The sequence below is a fragment of the Paenibacillus sp. P22 genome (assembly GCF_000469945.2).
Lineage (GTDB): Bacteria > Bacillota > Bacilli > Paenibacillales > Paenibacillaceae > Paenibacillus_O > Paenibacillus_O humicus.
Map to the genome: position 1 here is coordinate 1 of NZ_CBRA020000202.1, position 5,615 is coordinate 5,615.

The 5,615-nt window shown below is 60.8% G+C and carries 4 protein-coding genes and 1 pseudogene; 2 read left to right on the forward strand and 3 right to left on the reverse strand.

Annotated elements, in window-relative coordinates:
- The 3 genes and pseudogenes from BN871_RS22625 to BN871_RS22635 form a co-directional block, all read right to left on the reverse strand.
- Window positions 1–286: pseudogene (locus BN871_RS22625) on the reverse strand (histidine kinase); the annotation flags it as partial.
- A 155-nt stretch (window positions 287–441) separates the two neighbouring features.
- Window positions 442–1,002 (reverse strand): macro domain-containing protein, encoded by a 561-nt coding sequence (locus BN871_RS22630; protein WP_021880836.1) that lies wholly within the window; start codon window positions 1,000–1,002, stop codon window positions 442–444.
- A 68-nt stretch (window positions 1,003–1,070) separates the two neighbouring features.
- Window positions 1,071–1,511 (reverse strand): hypothetical protein, encoded by a 441-nt coding sequence (locus BN871_RS22635; protein ID WP_021880835.1) that lies wholly within the window; start codon window positions 1,509–1,511, stop codon window positions 1,071–1,073.
- Window positions 1,512–1,808: 297 nt separating this feature from the next.
- Between BN871_RS22635 and helD the strand changes: the two genes are divergently transcribed.
- Both helD and BN871_RS22645 read left to right on the forward strand, forming a co-directional pair.
- Window positions 1,809–4,172, forward strand: a complete 2,364-nt coding sequence (gene helD, locus BN871_RS22640) for an RNA polymerase recycling motor HelD (protein WP_048749046.1) — start codon at window positions 1,809–1,811, stop codon at window positions 4,170–4,172.
- An 84-nt stretch (window positions 4,173–4,256) separates the two neighbouring features.
- A partial coding sequence (locus BN871_RS22645; RefSeq protein WP_232313274.1) for a hypothetical protein occupies window positions 4,257–5,615 on the forward strand: 1,359 nt, incomplete at its 3' end.

Sequence of the window (5,615 nt, forward strand, 5' to 3'; positions counted from 1 at the left end):
GGGGCGCCAGCAGCAGCAGCTTGGCGGCCAGCCGCTGCCTGCTTGACGGCAGGAAGCCGCCGTACAACAGGCAGAAAATCAGGACCGCATAAGGAGTCAGGCATGCATTGAACAATCCGGCCGCCTCCGCCAAGCCTGATAGTCCCCGCTGCCGAAGCTGCTCCGTCAGCCCTCCCGAAGCCGCGGTCAGCATAAAAACGGCGGCCCAGCGGTTGACCGCTTCCCGCGGCCGCGCCAGCCAAGCCGCCGCACCTGCGGCTGTCAGAGCCGCGAAATAATAAAGCACGGATCCACCCCTTTGTCAGCTCATACTGCCATTATATCGGATAACATGCCGGAACAGCATGGGGGAATCCGGCCATGGGGCGCCCTCTGCCCGATCGGCAGAGGGCAGGAAAGGAAAAAACCGGCATCCCTACGGATGCCGGTCCGGCCGCATGCCTAGCTGGAGGCCAGGTAGGCTTGCTTCATCTGCATGCCGTAATAGCGGCAATTTTCCTCGTCCTTGCAGACGAAAGTGATTCTTTTGATGGAAGTGTCCTCGCGGTTTTTGATGTATGCCTTCACCTCGGCAAAAGCGACCGCCGCCGCTTCTTCCTTGGGATACCCGTATATGCCGGTGCTGATCGCCGGAAAAGCGATGCTGGAAGCCTTGCTGGCGTCGGCGATCTCCAGCGCTCTGCGATAACAGCTGGCGAGCAGCCGCTTCTCTCCGTGGCCGCCGCCCTGCCAGACCGGTCCCACCGCATGGATGACATAGGCTGCCGGAAGCTTGCCCGCCGTCGTAATGACCGCGTCTCCGGTGGAGCAGCCTCCCTTGTCATTGCGGATCAGCATCAGCTCGTCGTGTATGGCGATGCCGCCAGCCTGCATGATCGCCCCGTCTACGCCCGCGCCGCCGGAAAGGCTGGCATTGGCGGCATTGACAATGATATCGGCTTCGATGCGGGTTATGTCCCCCTGAACCGTCTCGAGCAGCGTGGAATTGATCTGGATCGTCATCGTCTTCGCCTACCTCCCGCGTACATTCTATCCAGTACTTACTCCAGAAGGACCCCGTTGAATCGCCATTACCGTTTTTTTCCGATCTTGACCAGCCAAGTATACAGCTGAGCGCCGGGACTGGAGGATGCCAGCCAATATTCCACGCTGTTGGAGCGGCTGGCGATCGACACCCAGTCTCCATAGACGGGAAGCGGATTCGGCACCGGCTGCGGAAATTTCTTCACAATCAAGTCGCTGTATTCATAGCTGAAAGCAAGACTCCTGTTCAGGTTGTAGAACTGATACACGGCCACGGAGGAGAAGGTCGGATTGAGGGGCTCGAAAGCGGCTTTCTTGTCTCCAAGCGTGAGCTGTCCGTAGGCGAAAAAAGGAATGAGCTTGCGGGAGAGCAGCAGACGCATCCGCGGGAAATCTTCCTCCTGCCTGCCTGCCGGAAGCGCCAGCTGCCGGCTGTAGCGCTCAGCCTGGGCGGGAGTCGTTATCCAGACCGAATTGAACCGGATCATCGTTCATCCCCCCTCCATTCTTGCTCATACTTATCCGAATGAAGGCCGTTATATTCCCGAGCATGACGGAGGAGAATCATAATCGAGGGCGAACATAAATAAAGGCCGGATCAAGTGATCCGGCCTGCACATATTGAAATAGAATTCAATAAATGATAAGATTCATTAGATGGTTAAAAGATATGAGCTAAATCACATTTATCTCAATCGTATTATACACCCCTTCTCCCCTGCCGTCAATCTTTTTTTCGGCAGGCTGACAGCCGGTGAGTACGAACCAAGGAAAGGAAGTGCCCCATGGCAAACCGCGAGTTATGGAAGCAGGAGCAGGACCGCGTCGATGCCGTGCGCGGGGAGCTGCAAACGAGGATCGCTCGCGACGAGCCGCTCGTATCGGATCTCAAAACGCAGGTCGTCGATATCCGCGCCGACTTCTGGGATGACGTGACCGTCAACCTGACGGCCGGCGACGATCGGCTGGAGACGGCGATAAGCATGAAGCAGCAGGCCGAAATCCTCTCCGAGCGCGAGCGCAGCCACCGCCAGCTGCGGGAAGGATTGACGAAAATGCGCCGCCTGCTGCCGTCTCCCTACTTCGGCCGCATCGATTTTCAGGAAAATGAAGCCGGCGGCAGCACCGATCCGATCTATATCGGCACCGCCTCCTTCCTGACGGAAGACGGAGAGAGCTTCCTCGTCTACGATTGGAGAACGCCAGTCGCCAGCCTTTATTACGATTACGGTCCCGGACCCGCTTCCTATGACACCCCTGGAGGGCCCATCGAAGGCGAAATGACGCTGAAGCGGCAGTTCACCATCCGCGACGGCGTCATTAAGGCCATGTTCGACACGGGAATGACCATCGGCGACGAGCTGCTGCAGGAAGCTCTCAGCCGCAGCTCGACCTCCCAGATGCAAGCCATCGTCGGGACGATCCAGCGGGAGCAGAACGCCATCATCCGCAACGACCTCTCCCGGCTGCTGATCGTACAGGGCGCCGCCGGCAGCGGCAAGACATCCGCCGCTCTGCAGCGGGTCGCCTACCTGCTGTATAAGCACCGTACGCGGATCGGCGCGGACCAGATGGTGCTGTTCTCCCCCAACCCGATGTTCAACAGCTATATTTCCTCGGTGCTGCCTGAGCTCGGCGAGGAGAATATCCGGCAAACGACGTTCCAGCAGTACGTGGAGTCGCGTCTGGGCCGCCGGTACGACATCGAGGACATCAATGACCAGCTCGAGGCGATAGTGGACGAATCCGGCGACGCCGCCGGGCGACGCCTCCGTCTCGAGACCATCCGCTACAAAAACTCTGCGGGCTTCCTGGAGCGGATTCAAACGTTCGCGGACAGCCTGCTTCAGTCCGGCATGAAATTCCGCGGCTTCAAATTCCGCGGCAGGCTGCTCATCAGCCGCGAAGACATCGGCGCCCGCTTCTACGGCTTCGAAGCCCATATCCGGCTGCCGAACCGCATCGAGCTGCTGCGCGAATGGCTCCTGGAGGAGCTGTCGCGGCTGGAGCAAGAGGAATGCGCCGAGGAATGGGTGCGCAATGAAATCGAATATCTCGACAATGACCGTTACCAGAGCATCTATAATCAAATGCGCAAGCGGCGCGGCAAAGGCGGCGAGGAGCATGACGAGAGCGCGCTGGAGGAAAGGCTTCTGAGGGAGCAGCTCGTTCGCGAGGCATTCAAGCCGCTGCGCCGGATGGCCGCAAGGCTGGCGTGGATCGACATGCACAACCTCTATCTGCAGCTGTTCCGGGAAGATGCCGGCGGCTCCGGCCTCCCCGCGTCATGGGGAGATGTATGCCGCTTCACCCGCGAACGGCTTGCCGAACGCTGTCTTCCTTACGAGGACGCCTCGCCCATGCTGTATTTGACGGAGCTTGTGCAGGGCTTCCGCACCAATACCGGCATCCGGTACGTGCTCGTCGACGAAGCCCAGGACTATTCCCCGTTCCAGTTCCAGTTTCTCAAAAGGCTGTTTCCCTTCGCCAAGATGACGGCGCTCGGCGACTTCAACCAAGCCATCTTCGCCCACTCCACGGAACTCGAAGGAAACGCCTTGCTGGCCGGCCTGTACGGAGCCGAGGAAACGGAAACGATCGTGCTCAGCCGCAGCTACCGCTCCACCCGTCCGATCGTCGAGTTCACCCGCTCAATGCTTCCGGGAGGCGATGCCATCATTCCATTCGACCGTCCCGGGGAGCTGCCCGAGGTGATCGCCTCCTCCGGCACGGCCGAACGGGACCGCCTTCTTGCCGCCAGCCTGCTGGAGCTGCAGCAAGCCGGCTCCGGCTCCGCAGCGGTCATCTGCAAAACGGCGGCCGAAAGCAAGGCGGCATGGGAAGCGCTGCGCTCCTATCCGGGTTTGGAGGAGCTGCGCCTCGTCACGAAGGATACCGCCACATTCCAGAGCGGTCTTATGGTCATTCCCGCTTACCTGGCCAAGGGCGTCGAATTCGACTCCGTTCTCATCCACGACGCTTCGGCCGAAGCGTACGGCGAAGAACGGCTGCGCAAGCTGTTCTACACGGCTTGCACGAGAGCGATGCACCGCCTGCAGCTGTTCAGCCCGGGCGAACCGAGCCGCTTCATCCTCGAGGCGGCGGAAGGAACCTATAGGCTGGAACCTTCCTTGTCTACGAAAAAATGAACGCGCAGCACGGATGAACGCCTAGTTCCGCTTCCGCATAGGATGTCATAGACAGACATCCTGTCGGGAGAGGAAGACGGATTCATGGAGCTCACGCTCACAGCCATCCATTGGGTTTACCTGCTGCTGATCGGCATCATCGTCGCTTTCATGGCCATGCGCCGCGATACGACGGTCGTCTGCGTGCTCGGCATCGGCATCATCGGCTTGCTGGCGAGCGGCACGCTGAGCGGCGCGGTCAGCGGAACGTTCAACAGCCTTATCTATGCGATCAAGGAATTGTCCGGAACCATCCTCATCATCTCCATTATCGTCGCGATGAGCCGTCTGCTCATGGAAACCGGCGTGAACGAGGTAATGATCCGGCCGTTCACGGGACTGATCCGCTCCCAGGGGATGGCCTTCTGGGGAATCGGCCTCATCATGATGGTCGTCTCGTTCTTCTTCTGGCCTTCTCCGGCCGTCGCGCTGATCGGAGCCGTCCTGCTGCCGGTCGCCCTGCGGGTTGGACTTCCGGCTCTCGGTGCGGCCATGGCGATGAACCTGTTCGGCCACGGCATCGCGCTGTCGGGAGATTACATCATCCAGGGCGCTCCCAAGCTGACGGCGGACGCGGCCGGCCTGCCGGTGTCCCAGGTCATGGAGGCGAGCGTGCCGCTCGTCATCGTCATGGGCGTCGTCACGACTCTGACGGCTTATTGGCTCATGAGACGCGATCAGAAGTCCGGCGCTTGGCGCGACGGCCTCGTCGGCTCCGGCCCCGCCGATTCGATTTTCGGAGGCGATCCGCATGCCCGGCCGTCCGCACAGTCCGCCGGCCTCGGCATCGGCATCAAGAGAGCGCTCGCCGTCCTCATTCCGCTCCTGTTCGCCGCCGACGTCGCAGTCATGTTCGCCCTCAAGCTGCAAGGAGGGGATGCGACCGCTCTCATCGGAGGAACCGCCGCCTTGATTACGGTCGTTCTGTCCATGCTTGCCCACCGCGGCGCGGGACTGGAGAAATCGACCGCCTACATCGTGGACGGCTTTCTGTTCGGCTTCAAGGTGTTCGGTCCGGTCATCCCGATTGCGGCCTTCTTCTACCTCGGCGATTCCGCCTTGCCGTCCTTGTTCGGCGAAGCCGCCCTCCCCGTCGGCTCCCACGGCATCGTCAACGATCTGGGCGTCGCGCTGGCCCACGCGGTACCGGTCAACGGAACGGTCGCAGCCGTAACGCTGACGGCGGCCGGCGCCATAACCGGCCTCGACGGCTCAGGATTCTCCGGCATCTCGCTGGCCGGCTCGATCGCCCATCTGTTCGGCACGGCGATCGGCTCGGGAACCGACACGCTGACCGCGCTGGGGCAGATCGCGGCCATCTGGGTCGGCGGCGATGACTTCACTCCCTTGAATTTCATTCCTGGAAACCAATTCCTGATTGCGACCGACAATCCCAATGGAGAC